Origin of the sequence: Curtobacterium sp. 1310, assembly GCF_017834105.1 — a bacterium.
Classification (GTDB): Bacteria; Actinomycetota; Actinomycetes; order Actinomycetales; family Microbacteriaceae; genus Curtobacterium.
On sequence record NZ_JAFICY010000001.1, the window covers coordinates 842416 to 857831 of the forward strand.

General features: G+C 73.1%; 14 protein-coding genes. 8 read left to right on the top strand and 6 right to left on the bottom strand.

The genetic code is table 11. The features are described from left to right. Positions 1-22: 22 nt before the first annotated feature. Positions 23-1216 carry an acyl-CoA dehydrogenase family protein gene (locus JOD95_RS03870; protein WP_066653643.1) on the bottom strand — a complete coding sequence of 398 codons (1194 nt, stop codon included), beginning with the start codon at positions 1214-1216 and terminating at the stop codon, positions 23-25. A 63-nt stretch (positions 1217-1279) separates the two neighbouring features. Between JOD95_RS03870 and JOD95_RS03875 the strand changes: the two genes are divergently transcribed. Continuing rightward, on the top strand, positions 1280-1900 hold the full coding sequence (locus JOD95_RS03875; protein WP_066653639.1) for a QsdR family transcriptional regulator: 621 nt from the start codon (positions 1280-1282) through the stop codon (positions 1898-1900). 24 nt (positions 1901-1924) lie between these two features. Here the strand turns inward: JOD95_RS03875 and JOD95_RS03880 are convergent, their stop codons facing one another. From JOD95_RS03880 to JOD95_RS03890, 3 genes are all read right to left on the bottom strand, one after another. Continuing rightward, complete coding sequence (locus JOD95_RS03880) at positions 1925-2362, bottom strand: VOC family protein (RefSeq protein WP_209683155.1); 438 nt, start codon at positions 2360-2362, stop codon at positions 1925-1927. A gap of 77 nt (positions 2363-2439) precedes the next feature. Beyond that, positions 2440-2898 carry a VOC family protein gene (locus tag JOD95_RS03885; protein ID WP_307810360.1) on the bottom strand — a complete coding sequence of 153 codons (459 nt, stop codon included), beginning with the start codon at positions 2896-2898 and terminating at the stop codon, positions 2440-2442. Positions 2899-3258: 360 nt separating this feature from the next. Then, a complete protein-coding gene (locus tag JOD95_RS03890) occupies positions 3259-6729 on the bottom strand; it encodes a bifunctional proline dehydrogenase/L-glutamate gamma-semialdehyde dehydrogenase (protein WP_209683158.1) in 3471 nt (1156 codons plus the stop codon). Between the two features lie 81 nt (positions 6730-6810). Between JOD95_RS03890 and JOD95_RS03895 the strand changes: the two genes are divergently transcribed. Together JOD95_RS03895 and JOD95_RS03900 are read left to right on the top strand one after the other, a co-directional pair. Beyond that, on the top strand, positions 6811-7713 hold the full coding sequence (locus JOD95_RS03895; protein ID WP_209683161.1) for a LysR family transcriptional regulator: 903 nt from the start codon (positions 6811-6813) through the stop codon (positions 7711-7713). Between the two features lie 163 nt (positions 7714-7876). After that, on the top strand, positions 7877-8509 hold the full coding sequence (locus tag JOD95_RS03900; RefSeq protein WP_209683164.1) for an FMN-dependent NADH-azoreductase: 633 nt from the start codon (positions 7877-7879) through the stop codon (positions 8507-8509). A 57-nt stretch (positions 8510-8566) separates the two neighbouring features. Here JOD95_RS03900 and JOD95_RS03905 read toward each other — a convergent pair whose 3' ends face one another. Then, positions 8567-9610 (bottom strand): MBL fold metallo-hydrolase, encoded by a 1044-nt coding sequence (locus JOD95_RS03905; protein ID WP_066653618.1) that lies wholly within the window; start codon positions 9608-9610, stop codon positions 8567-8569. 136 nt (positions 9611-9746) lie between these two features. Between JOD95_RS03905 and JOD95_RS03910 the strand changes: the two genes are divergently transcribed. Both JOD95_RS03910 and JOD95_RS03915 read left to right on the top strand, forming a co-directional pair. Next, positions 9747-10790 (top strand): ATP-dependent DNA ligase, encoded by a 1044-nt coding sequence (locus tag JOD95_RS03910; protein ID WP_209683166.1) that lies wholly within the window; start codon positions 9747-9749, stop codon positions 10788-10790. A gap of 101 nt (positions 10791-10891) precedes the next feature. After that, positions 10892-11035 carry a hypothetical protein gene (locus tag JOD95_RS03915; protein WP_153257421.1) on the top strand — a complete coding sequence of 48 codons (144 nt, stop codon included), beginning with the start codon at positions 10892-10894 and terminating at the stop codon, positions 11033-11035. A gap of 47 nt (positions 11036-11082) precedes the next feature. On the opposite strand, the gene ligD is transcribed toward JOD95_RS03915, so the two are convergent. After that, positions 11083-12102 (bottom strand): non-homologous end-joining DNA ligase, encoded by a 1020-nt coding sequence (gene ligD / locus JOD95_RS03920; protein WP_209683169.1) that lies wholly within the window; start codon positions 12100-12102, stop codon positions 11083-11085. 274 nt (positions 12103-12376) lie between these two features. Between ligD and JOD95_RS03925 the strand changes: the two genes are divergently transcribed. Genes JOD95_RS03925 through JOD95_RS03935 form a run of 3 tightly spaced genes read left to right on the top strand, consistent with a single transcriptional unit; the run spans position 12377 to position 15184 of the window. Continuing rightward, the gene (locus JOD95_RS03925) at positions 12377-13213 is read left to right on the top strand and encodes a DUF429 domain-containing protein (RefSeq protein WP_209683172.1); all 837 of its coding nucleotides are present in this window, start codon (positions 12377-12379) and stop codon (positions 13211-13213) included. A gap of 10 nt (positions 13214-13223) precedes the next feature. Beyond that, the gene (locus JOD95_RS03930) at positions 13224-14426 is read left to right on the top strand and encodes a glycosyltransferase (protein ID WP_066658004.1); all 1203 of its coding nucleotides are present in this window, start codon (positions 13224-13226) and stop codon (positions 14424-14426) included. After that, positions 14423-15184, top strand: a complete 762-nt coding sequence (locus JOD95_RS03935; RefSeq protein ID WP_307810361.1) for a hypothetical protein — start codon at positions 14423-14425, stop codon at positions 15182-15184. Before JOD95_RS03930 ends, JOD95_RS03935 begins: the two co-directional genes overlap by 4 nt. Positions 15185-15416 lie beyond the last annotated feature (232 nt).

The following is a 15416-nucleotide window of genomic DNA, read 5'->3' on the forward strand; positions in this document are numbered from 1 at the left end:
TCGCGAGGACGGGCGGCAGCCGTCAGACGAAGGCGGCCTCGCCCGTGATCGCCCGGCCCACGATGAGCGTGTTCACCTCGCGCGTCCCCTCGTACGAGTAGATCGCCTCGGCGTCGGAGAAGAACCGCGCGACACCCTTGTCGAGGACGATGCCGTTGCCGCCCTGGACCTCGCGGCACCAGCCGACGGTCTCGCGCATCTTCGCCGTCGCGAACGCCTTCGCCATCGCGGAGTGCTCGTCGCCGCCGATTCCCTGGTCCTGCATCGCCGAGGCCTGCGTGCACAGCGCGATCGACGCGGTGATGTTCATCAGGGACCGCACGAGCAGGTCCTGCACCATCTGGTGCGCGGCGATCGGCTTGCCGAACTGCACGCGCTCGCGGGCGTAGGCGAGCGCTGCCTCGTAGGCACCGATCGCGATGCCGACGGCCTGCCAGGCGACCTCCGTACGGGTGAGCCGGAGCACCGCCGCCGTGGTGCGGAACGAGTCCGCGCGCTGGAGTCGGCGCGACTCGGGCACCCGGACGCCGTCGAGCACGATGTCGGCGTTCTGCACGGTGCGCAGCGCGATCTTGTCCTCGATCTTGGTGGCGGTGAAGCCCGGCGTGTCCGTGGTGACGAGGAAGCCCTTGACCTGCTGGTCGGCGACGTCCTTCGCCCAGATCACGACGACGTCCGCGAAGGTCGCGTTGCCGATCCACCGCTTCTCGCCGTCCAGCACCCAGGTGTCGCCCTCGCGCCGCGCCGTGGTGCGGAGCCCGCGCGCCGAGTCACTGCCCGACAGCGGCTCGGTCAACCCGAACGCGCCGACGACCTCGCCGCGAGCCATCCGCGGCAGCCACTCCTGCTGCTGCTCGTCGCTGCCGCCGACGGCGATCGAGTTCATCGCGAGGCCGGACTGCACCCCGATGAACGTGGAGACGCCGGCGTCGATGCGACCGAGTTCGAGCGCCGCCCAACCGCGGTACACGGCCGAGTTCTCGAAGTGCCGCACGAGCGGGATGCCCGGGCCGTACATGCCGAGCTCGGCGAGCGGCGCGATGGTCTGCACCGGGAACTCCGCACGGGCCCAGTACTGGTCGGCGATCGGACGGACCTCGGCCTCGAGGTACGCACGCAGCTGCCCGAGCGACTCCCGCTCACGGGCCGTGAGCCCCTCCTGGAACCGGTAGAAGTCGGACTCGAGCAGAGGCGTGTCGGTGATCGACGTTGACATGACACCAACGATGCATCATTCTCGAAAACGTTGCAAGACCGGCATCGGCACTCAGGGGGAACGGTGAGGAACGAACCACTCGGCACGCTCGGGTCGACGCTCGTCCCGAGCGCGCTCGCGGCCAGACTGGAGGCCCACGGCGACTCCCAGCGCGCGTTCCGGTCGGCGCGACGTGCGTTCATCGACGGAGCGCGCATCGACATGGGCTCGCTCGCGTCGTCGCTCGGTGTCGACCGCACCTCGCTGTTCCGGTGGGTCGGCAACCGCGACCAGTTGCTCTCGGAGATCCTGTGGTCGCTCGCCGTACCGACGTTGGACGCCGCGGGGCGGGCGGCGGCCCCGTCCGGCGCGGCGCGGATCGTCGACGTGCTCGACCACTTCACGGCGGACCTCATCCGCGCGCCGTACTTCCGCGCCTTCCTGACCCGCGAACCGAGCCGCGCCCTGCGCCTGCTCACGACGACCGACAGCGACGTGCAGCGCCGGTTCGTCGCCGTCGTGACCTCCGTCATCGCGACGGAACAGGAGGCCGGGGCGTTCGACCCGGCACCGCTGTCCGCTGAGGAGCTCGCACGGCTGCTGGTCCGCGTGTCGGAGTCGTTCACCTACGCGGACCTGATCTCCGGCGACGACCCCGATCCCGTCCGGGCGAGGACGACGTTCGCGTACATCCTCCGCCCGTGACGGCCGGGGCCCGTCGCCGTCCGGTCACTTCTGCGCGGCGAGCTCCAGGTTGATGTCGTCCGGGTCCTGCACCGAGAGGATGACCATGCCGGCGTCCCCGAGGTCGGTGACCTCTCCGTGCTCGATGCCGGCGGCGTCGAGGCGTTCGGCAGCAGCGTGCAGTTCGTCGACGGAACCCACGACGAAGCTCACGTGGTCGAGGCCGACGGTGTCCGGGTCGAAGCGCTGTCCGCTCGGCGCGACCGGACGCAGCCCGAAGAGCTGGTCGCCGACCGGGAAGATCGCGCCGCCGTAGAGCCGCTCACGGTCCTCGGTGATGCCGGGCTCGTCGGCGTGCTCGCTGAAGTCCATCGCCGGTGCCGTACCGAGCAGCTGCTCGTAGAAGGCCTTGCTGCGGTGGATGTCGGTGACGGTGACCCGCACGTGGGCGAGGCCGAGGGGCTTGACGATCTGTTCGCTCATGCACCCGAGCCAACGCCGGAGGGCTGAGCGACACCGGGCAGCGTGCGGCTACCGGCCAGCCCGGCGCACCCGGTCGGTCAGGCGTCCGACGGTCGCGGCGCCGCGAGCTCGAGGTTGATGTCGTCCGGGTCCTGCAGCGACAGGACGACGAGTCCGAACGGTTCGAGGTCCGTCACCGCCCCGTGCACGATGCCCGCCGAGTCGAGTCGTTCGACGGCGCGGTGGAGGTCGTCCACGGACCGGACCCGGAGGCTGAGGTGGTCGAGGCCCACCCGGTCGGGGTCGAAGCGGTCCCCCGCGGGAGCGACCGGTCGGAGCCCGAGCGTCTGCCCGTGGAACGTGAACGAGCACCCGCCGTACGTCCGCCAGGGGTCGTCGTGGATCGTGGGGTCGTCGATCTCGTCGCTGAAGTCGCTCCCGGGGGCCGTGCCGAACAGCTGTGCGTAGAACGCCTTGCTCCGTCGGATGTCCGTCACGGTCAACCGGACGTGCGCGAACCCCTGCGGATCGACGATGCCGCCGTCGGCCGTCCTCACCGGAAGCCCGCGGTGTCGAGGACGTGCCGAGGGAGCCCGTGGCCCGTGCAGCGATCTCGACGTCGGACGCCTCGGAAGACATCGCGCACGTGGTCGCCGCAGCCGGTCCACGAGGTCTTGCCGCACACCGGGCACTGGACGGACTCGCACATGCGATCGACGGTACGCAGCGCGGCTGCCGGACGGTACGGCGCACCGTCCCCCGCACGTCCGACGGTCCGGAAGGCGCACGGATTGCCTCGCGCATCGAACCACGAACGCGACATCGAACCAGCGCCCGGTGCTGGTTCGATGTCGCTTCCGTGGTCCGACTCCGGCCGCCCGCGCGTCGGGCGGCCCGGTCGAGCCGCCCGACGCCGGTCAGATCAGCGCGTCGGTGAGGTGGTTCGGCGTGCCGAAGCGGTGCGCCGTGATCGACACCGCCTGCTCGCGGAGGAACGGGAGCAGTTCGATCCGCCCGGCCTCGGTCACGGGCTCCCCGTACACGGCGACGTCCGGACGGCCACCGATCGCGGTCGTCAGCGCCGCGGTGTCGCCGCCGACGAGCCGCACGCGGGTGGACTCACCACGCTCGATGCGCTTCGCGAAGGCCTCGTCGGACTGCCCCTCGGCGACGGACCGGACGTTCGGGAGGGCGCGGACGGCCGATGCGACGACCGACGGCAGCGCGGCCACCGACGAGACGTCGATCGTCGTCCCGGCGCGGACCGCCGCGGCCACGACACGCACGAGGTCGGCGACCGCGGGCTCCTCCGCCGACGCCAGGCGGATGTGGACGCCGGGGTACGGCAGGTACCGTGCGATGTTCCGCTCGGCCGAGAGTGCCGAGACGTCGACCGCTGCACCGAAGAGCGACGACCAGGCCTGCTCGTCGGACGCGGCGGCACGTTCGAGCGACTCCGACGTGACCCCGGCTGCGCTGAGGAACGAGCGCACGGGGGCGGACGTCGCCCCACCGGCCGACGCCGGTGCCGGCGACCACGAACCGAGCCCGAGCAGGTAGTTCAGCCCGCCCGCCTTGGTGCCGGCTCCGACGGCGGACTTCTTCCACCCGCCGAAGGGCTGCCGCCGCACGATGGCACCGGTGATCCCGCGGTTCACGTAGAGGTTGCCCGCCTCGATCCGGTCGAGCCACGTGCCGATCTCGGACGCGTCGAGCGAGTGCAGTCCTGAGGTCAGGCCGTAGTCGACCTCGTTCACGATGTCGATCGCCTCGTCGAGGGTCTTCGCGGTCATGATGCCGAGGATCGGGCCGAAGTACTCGGTGCGGTGGAACGCCGAACCACGCCGGACACCGTCGCGGACACCGGGGCTCCACAGCTTGCCGGTGTCGTCGAGGCGCTTCGGTGCGACCGCCCACGACTCCCCCGAGCCGAGCGTCGTCAGGCCCTCGAGCAGCTTGCCGGCGGCGGGCTCGATGATCGGCCCCATCTGCGTCGTCGGGTCGGTCGGGTACCCGACGGTGAGCGAGGACACGGCGTCGAGGAGCTGCGAGCGGAAGCGGCGCGACGAAGCGACGGACCCGACGAGCACGACGAGCGAGGCGGCGGAGCACTTCTGCCCGGCGTGCCCGAAGGCGGAGGCGACGACGTCCTTGACCGCGAGGTCGAGGTCGGCGGACGGGGTGACGATGATCGCGTTCTTGCCCGACGTCTCCGCGAGCAGCGGCAGGTCCGGACGGAACGACCGGAACAACTCGGCCGTCTCGTACGCGCCGGTGAGGATCACCCGGTCGACCTGGGGAGCAGCGACGAGCTGCTTGCCGAGGTCGTCCTCGGCCACCTGGACGAAGGCGAGCACGTCGGCCGGGACGCCGTGGGCGTCGAGCGCGGTCTCGATGACCGTCGCCAGCACGGCACCGCAGCGCTCGGCCGGGGGCGCGGGCTTCAGCACGACGGCCGACCCGGCAGCGAGGGCCGCCAGGGTCGAGCCGGCCGGGATCGCGACGGGGAAGTTCCACGGCGGCGTGACCAGCGTCAGCGCGGCCGGCGAGAAGGACGCGCCGTCGACGTCGTCGAGCTGCGCGGCGAGCTCGCCGTAGAAGTGCGCGAAGTCGATCGCCTCGGACACCTCGACGTCGGCCTGGTCGATCGTCTTGCCGGCCTCGGCCGCCATGACCTCGACGAGGGCGGCGCGGTTCGCCTCCAGCGCGTCGCCGACGGCGTGGAGCACCGCGCCGCGCGCAGCACCGGACCACGAGCCCCACTCGGTCCCGGCGGCGCGGACGCGACCCAGGACGGTCTCGAGCTGCTCGGCGGAGGTGAGCCGGGCCTCCTGGACGGCACGTTCCCCGAGCGTCGACGTGGCGACGCGCGACGTGATGGCGGCACCCCACTCGCGGACCGTCGCGACCGACGGGTCGCTGTCCGGCGTGTTCTCGAAGTGACCGGGGCGGGGGCGCTCGACCGCCGCGTACCGGTCGCCGACGCGGTGCGGCGCCGGGGCGTCCAGGCCACCGGGCTGCGAGAGCGGGGCCAGGGAGTCGCGGAACCGGGCTTCCTCGCGGGCGAAGAGCGCGGGCGATGACGCCAGCGAGAAGACCGCCGACATGAAGTTCTCCTGCGACGCGCCTTCCTCGAGCCGTCGGATCAGGTAGGCGATCGCCACGTCGAACTCGCCCGGGTGGACGACCGGCGTGTAGAGCAGCAGCGAGCCGACCGTGCGACGGACCGCCTCGGCCTGCCCCTGCGCCATGCCGAGCAGCATCTCGAACTCGATGCCGGCACGGACGCCGCGCTCCCCGGCGAGCAGCCAGGCGTGCGCGACGTCGAACAGGTTGTGCCCGGCGACGCCGACGCGCACGTTCGCGATGCGCTCGGGCGTGAGGGCCCAGTCGAGCACGCGCTTGTAGTTGGTGTCCGAGTCCTGCTTCGTGTGCCAGGTGGCGAGCGGCCACCCGTGCACCGAGGCCTCGACCTGCTCCATCGGCAGGTTCGCGCCCTTGACGAGGCGGACCTTGATGTCGGCACCGCCGCGGGCACGACGAGCGGCCGACCACTCCTGCAGGTGCTGCATCGCGGCGAGCGCGTCCGGCAGGTACGCCTGGAGCACGATGCCGGCTTCGAGGTCGGTGAACTCCGGCTCGTCGAGGAGCTTCGTGAAGACCGCGATCGTCAGGTCGAGGTCCTTGTACTCCTCCATGTCGAGGTTGATGAACTTGCGCGGCGAGCTTTGCACGGCGCGACGGAAGAGCGGGCGGAGCTTCGCGATGATGTCCTCGACCGCGTGGTCGAACGCCCACGGCGAGTGCGGGTGCACGGTCGACGAGACCTTGATCGAGACGTAGTCGACGTCGTCACGGGCGAGGAGCCGCTGCGTGCCCTCGAGCCGGCGCGAGGCCTCCTTCTCACCGAGCACCGCCTCGCCGAGCAGGTTCACGTTCAGCCGGACGCCGTCGCGCTTGATCTTCGCGATCGCCGGCCCCAGCTTGGCGTCGGTCGCGTCGACGATGAGGTGTCCGACCATCTCGCGGAGCACCCGCCGCGCGATCGGGACGACGACACCGGGCAGCACCGGGGCCATGCCACCGCCGAGCCGGACGAGCCCGCGGAGCGCGGCGGGCAGGAACCCCGGTGCACCCGGCGCGATCTGCCGGAGCTTCCGGGCGGCCACCCCGAGGTCCTCGGGCCGGACGACGCCGTCGACGAACCCGACCGCGAAGTCGAGCCCGGCCGGGTCGGCGAGGACGCCTGCGAGCTGCTTCGCCGAGCCGTCGACCGGGTAGGTCTCGGCCTCGGCCAACCACTGGCGGACGAGGGCGACGGACTGGTCCGCCAGGTCGTCGTGCGGGGTCGGTGCGGCTTCGGCGTCGCGTGCCTGGAGGTCGGTCATGGGTTCAGTGTGGAGTTCGAGAAGCGTAAGCGGAAGCAACTCCTGCTGATGCGTACCGTGCAGGACAGCTACTGTTTCTGCATGCTCGATGTCCGTCGTCTCGTCCTCCTCCGGGAGCTCTCGATCCGGGGCACCGTTGCAGCCGTCGCGGAGGCCCTCAACTTCACGCCGTCCGCGGTGTCGCAACAGCTCGCCGTGCTCGAGCGCGAGGCCGGCGTGCCCCTGCTCCGCAAGGTCGGCCGTCGCCTGCAGCTCACCCCGCAGGCCGAGGTGCTCGTGCAGGCCGCCGGGCACGTGCTCGACGTGCTCGACCAGGCGCAGGCGCAGGTGGAGTCGTCGCTCCCCACGGTGCAGGGACGGGTCCGCGTGGCGGTGTTCCAGTCGGCCGCCCTCGCCCTCATGCCGAACGCGCTGCACGAGATGGCCGTCGCGCACCCGGACGTGCGCATCGAGATGGTCCAGCGCGAGCCCGAGACGGCACTGCACGAGACGTGGGCCCGCGAGTTCGACATGGTGATCGCCGAGCAGTACCCGGCACACACCGCGCCGCATCTGTCCGGGCTGCACCGGTCGGACCTGACGACGGACGAGGTGCGCCTCGCGCTGCCGCCGGTCGACACGGCCCTGGCACCGGTGTCGTCCATCGAGGACGCCGAGGCGATGCCGTGGGTGATGGAGCCCCGCGGCACGGCGTCGCGGCACTTCGCCGAGCAGGTCTGCCGCCGGTGGGGCTTCGAGCCCGACGTGCGGTACGAGACCGCCGACCTGCAGACCCAGATCCGCCTGGTCGAGTCCGGGAACGCCGTCAGCCTCATGCCCGACCTGATGTGGACGGGTCGGACCACCACGTGCCGGCTCGTCGACCTGCCCGATCGTCCGCGACGGACGATCTTCACCGTGGTCCGCGCCGCAGGGTCGTCCTCCCCGGCGGTCCGTGCGCTCCGCGACGCCCTCGAACGCGCGGCGGCGTCCGTGCACCGCTGACCCGCAGCCTCCCGTCCGCCCCGTCACGCCGTGGCCGGCCGGGAGGCTCCTCCCGCGGCCCCGCCGTGTCCCTCGCGGACACGACGGGGCCGCTCCACGTCCACGGGGACACGGGCCGTCGGCTGCCCGTCCCACCGGGGCACGCGTCGGTAGCGTGGGCCGCATGCCCACGCTGCTGCACATCGACTCCTCCGCCGACCTCGCCCACTCGCGTTCGCGCGCCCTGACCGCCGCGTTCGCGGACGCCTGGCGCGCCCGCGGCCCGGAGTACACGGTGGTGCGCCGGGACCTGCACGTCGACCAGCTCCCGCACCTCGAGACCTCGGCACTGCACTGGGCAGCGTCCGACCGCACCGCCGAGGAGTCCGTCGCGCCCGAGGCCGAGGCACTCCGCCAGGAGGTCATCGACGAGCTCCTCGCCGCGGACGCCGTCGTCGTCGGGGCGCCGCTGTACAACTACACGGTGCCGTCGACCCTCAAGGCCTGGATCGACCGGGTCCACGTGCCCGGGGTCCTCGCCGGCGACGTCCAGCCGCTCGCCGGTCGGCCGGTCGTGACGGTCGTCAGCCGCGGCGCCACCTACGACGCCGGCTCCCCGACCGAGACCTGGGACCACGGCTCGCCCGTGCTGCACCTGATCCTCGGGACGGCGCTCGGCATGAAGCTGTACCCGGTGACCGTCAGCGCCACCCTCGCGGACCGGATCCCGGACCTCGCACCGCTCGCCGAGCACGCGTCGGCCGATTTCGCCGACGCCCGGACCACGCTCGAACGACTCGCCGCGACGGTCGTCTGAGCCGGACCGGAGGCAGCCGGACCGGAGGCAGCTGGACCGGCGTCAGCCGGACCGATCTCAGTCTCGCCGGATCTCGTCCGCCCGGCCGAGCAGGTCCGCGTGGAAGGCCGTCTGCGTCAGCGCGCTCGCGAGCAGGAACCCCGTCATCGAGTCGATCCCCCCGCTGAACGGCACGCGCGAGGCGACCTCGAACAGGGTCGGGGACGTCAGGGTGTCGAGCGCCGCGGCGACGTGGTGCGAACGCTCCGCTCGGTGCCGGGCGAGCGTCCGGGCACGCGTGACGACGTCGCGGAAGCGGTACTCGTGCCCCGGACAGACCTCGAGGTCGCCGTACCCGTCGAGCCGTGCGAGGGAGGACAGGAGGTCGCCGAGCGGGTTCGTGGTCGTCCGGCCGCCGAGTCCGATCCCGGAGTTGATGCGCGGCAGCACGTGGTCGCCGGTGAAGAGCAGCCCGTCGCCCTCGTCGACGAGGCACAGGTGCCCGGCGGTGTGCCCCGGTGTCCACAGCGCCCGGACCTCGCGACCGGGGATCGGCAGCACGTCGCCGTCCGCCACGAGCAGGTCCGCGAAGGGCTCGACGGCGCGACCGAGGCCGATCCGTCGTCCGCTCCCCCACGCGGCGACCACGCCGGCGACCAGCTCCGCGGGCAGCCCCCACCCGGCGATGTCGGCGTCGTTCGCGGCCGCGTCCTCGCGCTCCCGCCGCAGGGCCTCGACCTCGAGCCGGTGCATCGCGATCCGAGCCCCGCTCGCACGCCGGAGCGCGGCGGCAGCACCGAGGTGGTCGGCGTGCAGGTGCGTCACGACGACGAGTCCGACCTGGTCGACCGAGCGCCCGATCGCCGCGAGACCGGCGCGGAGCACCGCGAGCTCGTCGTCCTCCGCCCAGCCGGGGTCGATCACGGCGAGGGTCCCGTCGGTCCCCTCCACCACGTAGGAGAGGGTCGCGTCCGGCACGCCCCCGCGGAACGGCACCGCGAGGGTCCAGACGCCGGGGCGCACCTGCTCGACGGGCGGCAGGACGCCGTCGCGGAGCGCGGCGGCCTGCACGGGGCTGATCGGTTCCGGTGCCGGCGCTGCCGGCGGGGGCACGGTCGTCACGCGACCACCATAGTGACGACGCCCGCGCGCCGGGGTGGGCCGTGCCTCCCGGTCGGGACCCGTGCGCGTCGCGACGGACGGACGGCGCCGAGCCGAGCCTCCCGTCCGCCGGAGCGACCGCGAGTAGACAGGCCACATGGAGATCGCACCGATGCTCGCCAAGGCCGTCGCCACCGTGCCCGACCCCGACAGCGTCCGCGGCGGACTGCGGTACGAGCCGAAGTGGGACGGCTTCCGGGGGATCGTGACGGTCGACGGCGACGACGTCACCATCGGCAGCCGCGGGGCGAAGCCGCTCACCCGGTACTTCCCGGAGCTCGTGGAGGCCTTCCGCGCGCAGTTCGGCGGACGCGGCCACCCCGTCGTGCTCGACGGCGAGGTGGTCCTGCGGAGCGGTGAGCGGGGCGCCGAGCACCTGGACTGGGAGGCCCTCTCCCAGCGGATCCACCCCGCGGAGTCGCGCATCCGCACGCTGAGCGTCGAGACCCCCGCACAGTTCGTCGCGTTCGACCTCCTCGCCGTCGACGGGACGGAGCTGCTGGACCTGCCGTTCGACGAGCGGCGCGAGCGGCTGGAGGCACTCGCCGACGGCATGACCGACCCGCTGTTCGTCACCCGCACCACGCTCGACGTCGACCTCGCCCGCGAGTGGCTGACCACGTTCGAGGGCGCCGGCCTGGACGGCGTCGTGGCCAAGCCCCGGGCGAAGGCGTACGAGCCGAACAAGCGCACCATGCTCAAGGTGAAGCACCACCGGACCGCCGACGTCGTCGCGATCGGGTACCGCGTGCACAAGAGCGGCAGCGGCGTCGGCTCGCTGCTCGTCGGGCTGTACGACGCGGACGGTGACCTCCGCCAGGTCGGCGGCGTCTCCGCCTTCACCGACCGCCGGCGGCAGCAGTTGGTGGAGGAGCTCGAGCCCGTCGTGCTCCGCGATGCGGACGGGAGGCCCGTCACCGGTGACGGGGAACGGTCGCGGTTCTCGTCGGGTCGCGACACCTCGTTCGTCCGGCTCGCGCCGGAACGCGTGCTCGAGGTGCGGTACGACCAGATGGAGGGCGACCGGTTCCGGCACACGGTGCAGTTCGAGCGGTGGCGGCCCGACCGCGACGCCCGGTCGTGCGGGTTCGATCAGCTCGATGTCCCATCTGCGTACGACCTGCGCGACGTGTTGTCCTAGCGCTTGCACCGGCCGCCGCGCGTCAATATGCTCGCAGTAGTTAGGCTAACTAGTGACTTCCGGACGGGGATCCGGGGGCGCGGTGGAGACGGGAGCGGGACATGATCATCGACGGCATCAGCGACGCCAACCGAGGCACCTGGTCCCGCCTGACGCGACTGCACACGGCGAGCGTCACGCTGCCGATGCACACCAGCCGGGTCGCGAAGCCCGAGCACCGCGCCGAGGACGTCGCCGCGGCCTGAGCCGGCCCGGTCAGGGCCGGTCCGTCTCGCACGGTCCGTTCCGCGCTTCAGGCCTTCTTGGCCCGGGACGGCTGCACGCGCGGCGGCTCCCCCGGCATCTTCGGGAAGTCGGGCGGGAACGGCAGCTCGCCGAGCCCGGACGCCAGGTCCCGTTCCCACCACCCGAGCAACGGAGCGATGTCCCCCGGCTCCGCGTGCATCGACTCCCACGGATCGCCGAGGGTCCGCAGCCGTTCCGGGACGGCGATCACCGTCAGGGTCGTCGGGTCCACGCTGTCGAGCTCGTCCCAGGTGATCGGCGTCGAGACGCTCGCATGTGCCAGGGCTCGCGGGCTGTAGGCGCCGGCCATCGTGCGGTCGCGGTTCGCCTGGTTGAAGTCGACGAAGACGCGCTGCCCGCGCTCCTCCTTCCACCACGCCGTCGTCACACGGTCGGGCATCCGCCGCTCGAGCTCCCGCGCCGCCGCGATCACCGCGTGACGGACGTCGAGGAACTCGTGCTCGGGCCGGATCGGTGCGAACACGTGCAGGCCGCGGTTGCCGCTGGTCTTGATCCACGCCGTGAGCCCGACCTCGTCGAGCACCTTCCGGAGCTCGTGCGCGACCGGCACGGTGTCGTGGAAGTCGGTGCCCGGCTGCGGGTCGAGGTCGATGCGCAGCTGGTCGGGGTGGTCGGAGTCCTCGGCGCGGCTCGCCCACGGGTGGAACACGACGGTGTTCATCTGCGCTGCCCACACCGCGACCGCCGGCTCGTCGACAACGAGCTGCGGGTGTGACCGGCCGCTCGGGTAGGTGACGACGACGTCGCGCACGTACTCGGGAGCACCCTTCGGCGGGTTCTTCGAGAAGAACGAGTCCCCGTCGATGCCCGACCCGAACCGCTGCAGCGAGATCGGTCGGTCCCCGTTGGCCCGGACGAAGGGCTCCCCGACGGCGACCAGGTACTCGGCGAGGTCGAGCTTCGTGATGCCGACCTCGGGGAAGAGCACGCGGGACGGGCTGCTGATCCGCACCTCCCGGTCGCCGTCCGGACCCGGGACCGTCAGCGTCGTCGCCTCGCTCGCCATGCAGCGGACCGTACACGGCCGGCGCTCCGGGCGTCCCCGGCCCCGCCCCCGCCTGCCCTCGGCCCCGCCCTCCCCGCCGAGCTCTCCCCGCTGAGCTCTCTCCGCCGAGCGGGCCAGATCTGTCACGCGCACCGCCGTCGGCCGACGAGTTCCGCCCGCTCGGCGCGCCACGCGCGGCGTGTCCTGTCCGCTCAGGCGCGGCTGCGGAGGGCCGGCGAGCGGCACGGGGACGGGCGTGGAGCGTCGACCGAGCGACGCCGGGCACGATGGACCGGTGACGGCGTACCTCGGGGTGGACCTGGCGTGGGGCCTCGGCAGCGACCGGAAGCCCGCGAACGAGACCGGTCTCGTCGCGATGGCCGACGACGGCACGATCACGGACGCCGGGTGGGCCCGCGGGGTCGACGCCGTGACGGACTGGATCGCGGCGCACCTCGGGCGACGGACCCTGGTAGCTGTCGACGCCTCGCTCGTGGTGACGAACCCGAGCGGCATCCGCGAGGCCGAGCGGCAGGTCGGGCAACGCTACGGCCGGTGGAAGGTCGCGGCGAACCCGACGAACCTCGCCTCGGCGGCGAGCGCCGGGGCACGGCTGCTCGACCGGCTGACGGACCTCGGGATCGGCTACGTCAGCGACACCGCGGCGATGCGGGAGCGCACCGGGCAGGCGGCGTTCGAGTGCTACCCGTACACGACCCTCGTGGGGGTCGAGGAGCTCGGCTACGACGACGAGCGTCCGCGCTACAAGCGCCTCGACCTGAAGCTCCCGGCCGCCGTCGCCCGACAGCGGCGCGCGGAGGCGTTCGACGACCTGGTGCACCGGCTGCGCACGACCCCGCTCGACCCGCCGCTGCTGCTTGACTCCCATCCCCTGACGGCCGGGCTCGCCGACCCGTCGGTGCTGCACGGGCCGACACACAAGCACCGGGAGGACCTGCTCGACGGAGCCCTGTGCGCCTGGACCGCCGCGTTCTGGGAGCGGCACGGCGACGAACGGGTGCAGGTGCTGGGAGGTGACCCGGGCCTCCCGTCCGACCCACCGGACGAGGCGGGCCGCAAGCCCGTCGTGGTGGCACCCGCGCGTGGGTCGCAGCGGCGGCCGCGCGGCTAGGCTCGACGCCGTGAGCACCACGAGCGAACCCCTGCGCATCGGGCTGGTGTCGCTGCACACCTCCCCCGGCGACGAGCCCGGCTCCGGCGAGGTCGGCGGCATGAACGTCGTGGTCCGACACCAGGCCGAGGCCCTGGCCGACCGCGGCCACCAGGTGGAGATCATCACGCGGCGGTCGGCGCCCACGCAGCCGGACAGCGTCTCGCTCGTGCCGGGCGTGTGCCTGCGGTTCCTGTCCGCCGGGCCAGCGGAGCCGGTGCCGAAGGGCGAGCACGACGCGTTCATCGAGCCGTTCCGGGCGGGCCTCGAGGAACTCGGCCCCTACGACGTGCTGCACTCGCACCACTGGTTCTCCGGCGTCGCCGCCCTGCCCGTCGCCCGCGAGCGGGGCATCCCGCACGTGCAGTCCTTCCACTCCATCGCGGCCGAGTCGGACACTCCCCTGTCCGAGGGCGAGCGTCCCGAGTCCGCTGGCCGTCCCGCGGGTGAGCGGATGCTGGCGCGCGACTCCGACGCCGTCGTCGTCGTGTCGTCCGCCGAGGCGTCGACCGTCCGCACGCGTCTCGGCGGCGACGAGTCGCGGACGTGGATCGTCCCGCCGGGCGTCGACGGGTCCGTCTTCCGCCCCGCCGGCGCCGGCGCGCGCCGCGCGGAGACACCGTACGTCGTCGCGGCGGCACGCGTGCAGCCGCTGAAGGGGCTCGACCTGGCGATCGAGGCGGTCGCGGGCATCGGCCAGGAGGTCCGCCCCACCCTCGTCATCGCGGGCGACGCCTCGAGCGAGGCAGGCGACTACGTGGACGAACTGCGTCGGCTCGCCGCCGCGCACGGCATCGCCGACCGCGTGACCTTCGTCGGTCCGCAATCGCGTGCCGACCTGGCGTTCCTGTTCCGTGGCGCAGCGGCCGTGCTCGTGCCGTCGCACTCGGAGACCTACGGACTCGTGGCGCTCGAGGGCTCCGCCTCCGGGGTGCCCGTCGTCGCGGCGGCTGCCGGTGGGCTGCGGGAGGCCGTGGTCGACGGGGAGACCGGGGTCGTGCTCGAGTCCCGGGACCCGGGCGACTGGGCTGCGGAGATCGAACGGATCCTGACCGATCGGACGTACGCGGCCGGGCTCGCCGCCGCGGGTCGGGAGCACGCCGAGCGCCTGAGCTGGGAGCGCTCGGCGGCCGGACTCGAGGACGTGTACCGGCGGGTGCTCGGACGCTCGTGACGGCCGGAGGCGCGGGGATCGAGCGGCCGGAGTCGGCTGGCGGGCTCGACCCGTCGGGGTCGGCTGGCGCGCTCGCCCCGGCGGCGTCGGCTGACGGGCTCGACCTGACAGGGCCGGCTGGCGGGCTCGACCTGTCGGGGTTCTGGGCTGCGCTCGACGCCGTGCCGGTGGCCGAGGACGCCGAAGCGCTCTACTCCACCGACTCGGCCGAGGGGCGACTCCGACGTACGAACCTGTCGGCCTACCTGTCCCACGTCGGGGCAGCGGCCGACACCGTGCTCGTCGCCGAGGCCCCCGGCTGGCGCGGCATGACCAACACGGGCATCCCCTTCACGAGCATGCGGGAGCTCGGCACGCTCGGCTTCGACGTCCTCGTGCCGCCGGAGCCGACCGCGCCGTGGGAGGCGTCGTCCCGGGTCGTGCACGCGGCGTTGCAGGACTGGTCGGGTCCGCTCCCCCTGGCCTGGGCGATCTTCCCGCACCACCCCTTCGTCGCGCCCGACCGGCAGACGAACCGGACCCCGCGTCCGGCCGAGGTCCGCGCCGGGGCTCCCGTCGCACTCGCGCTGCTCGAGGCGCTGCGGCACGCGCGTACCGCCGATCGTGCCGGTCGCCGCCGGGACGTGCGGGTCGTCGCGGTCGGGCGGAAGGCGCAGGGGGCGCTCGCGCTGGCGGGCATCGACGCCGTGGCGGTGCGGCACCCGGCGCAGGGCGGCGCGGCGCAGTTCACGGAGCAGGTGCGGGCGCTGCAGGGGTAGCGCGGCCCGGGCGGGCGGAACGACGAATCCGCTGTCGGACGACACCCGCGATGTCGCACCAGCCCACACAGCCGAGCACCGTGGGAGCGAAACGACGGACCCGCTGTCGTACGACAACCGCGATGTCGCACGAGCCCGCGAACGCTCAGTGTGCGGGCGGGCTCGCGGGCGGAACGACGATGACGCTGTCGCACGACAACCGCGATGTCGCACGAGCCCGCGAACGCTCAGT